Below are 1,451 nucleotides of genomic sequence, written 5' to 3'. Positions count from 1 at the left end.
AGCCCGGCCTCGCCGGCGAGGATGAGATAGCCGCCTTCGCGAAAGCCGATATCGGCATCGGCGCCGAACGTTTCCTTCAGCCGCCGGAACAGTTTCAGGGTGAACTGCGACAGGCGGATGTTTTCAGGGATGGAGAATTGCTGGCGGATCGAGGCGCAGGACAAGGTCGTCGCCGCATGCGAGAATTGCGGATCGCGCTCGATCAGCGCGATGGAGCCGGTAAAGCCTTCCTCCCGCAAATGATAGGCGACCGAGGACCCGACGATGGCTCCGCCGATGATGACGATGTCGTAGCGCACTTTTTTCTCCGATCAGAGCAATTCCAGGAAAAGTGTGTAGCGGTTTTCCGTACGGAATTGCGTAGCAAGCCACCCCGGTTCTCAGACGACCGGCAGATTGATCTCGAAGCGCGTGCCGCGCTCGGAGTCAACCAGCCTGATCGTGCCATCATGCGCTTTTAGGAGGGCCAGCACGATGCCGAGCCCCACGCCGGTGCCGCCGGTCTCGCGCCGCGTGGTGAAGAACGGCTCGAAGATCTTGGCCCGGTTGGCGGCCGAGATGCCGTCGCCGTCGTCGCCTATCTGGATCGACGCGCGCTCGCCATCGGCCGAGGCATGGATCGCCACCTGCCGGGCGCCGTGCCTCGCCGAATTGTCGATGAGGTTGGCGAGCACGATGCCGAGATTCTCGGCCGAGATGCCGAGCCTGATATCGCCGCCGCCTTCGAGCCGCGTCTCCAGCCTGGCGTCGACAGGCAAGGATGCCAGCGCCGCACGAAGCGTCGTGCTTTCGCCACTCGGCTCCAGGTTTTCGGCGCGCGCCAGGTCGAGCAGCCGGCGCACCAGGAGATTGAGCCGCCCGGCATCGGTGACGATGTTGTTGGAAAAGCGCTTGCGCTCGGCCTCGTCCATCGCGCCGCCGGAATCGCGCAGCAGCTCCGCCGCGCCCTGGATCGCCGTCAGCGGCGATTTCAGCTCATGCGAGACATGGGTGGCGAAGGTCTGGATGGAGTCGGAGCGCGCCTGCAGCTTGGTCGCCATGTCGAGGAAGGCCGTCGACAGCGCCGCCATCTCGCGCGTGCCGTGATGGGCGAGCGGCCTGATCGCGTCGCGATCGCCGGCGGCGATGCGTTTCGTCCGCTCGATCAGCGCATAGATCGGCCGGCTGACGGTGCGGATGAACACCAGCGCGATCAAGAGCGTGCCGCCGAGAATGGCGATGGCCGCCAACGTCACCTTGCCGCGCTCGCCATAGAGATGCTTGACGATGTTGTTCGGCGTCCGCGACAGATAGACCACGCCGGCGACCCTGCCGTCGAGTTCGACCGGCATGGCGACGAAGACTCGCACCCTGGTGCCGCGGCTCACCGAATAAAGCGGTGGCGGCGGCTGGTCGGGGATGCGCAGCCTGAGCTCGCTGGCATAAGCGCCGGAAAGCGCGGTCCGCACCTC

The 1,451-nt window shown here is 65.5% G+C and carries 2 protein-coding genes; both read right to left on the bottom strand.

Annotated features, from left to right (window positions below; genetic code table 11):
• The coding region (locus EOA27_RS36335) for an FAD-dependent oxidoreductase (protein WP_145970829.1) at positions 1-299 on the bottom strand (299 nt) is incomplete at its 3' end.
• An 81-nt stretch (positions 300-380) separates the two neighbouring features.
• Positions 381-1,451 (bottom strand): HAMP domain-containing sensor histidine kinase (locus tag EOA27_RS36330; RefSeq protein ID WP_145970828.1); only part of this gene is annotated, 1,071 nt, incomplete at its 5' end.

The organism is Mesorhizobium sp. M2A.F.Ca.ET.037.01.1.1, assembly GCF_003998075.1.
Taxonomy (GTDB): domain Bacteria; phylum Pseudomonadota; class Alphaproteobacteria; order Rhizobiales; family Rhizobiaceae; genus Mesorhizobium.
The sequence above is the reverse complement of the archived record's forward strand: the minus strand, read 5'-3'. Positions and strand labels throughout refer to the sequence as shown.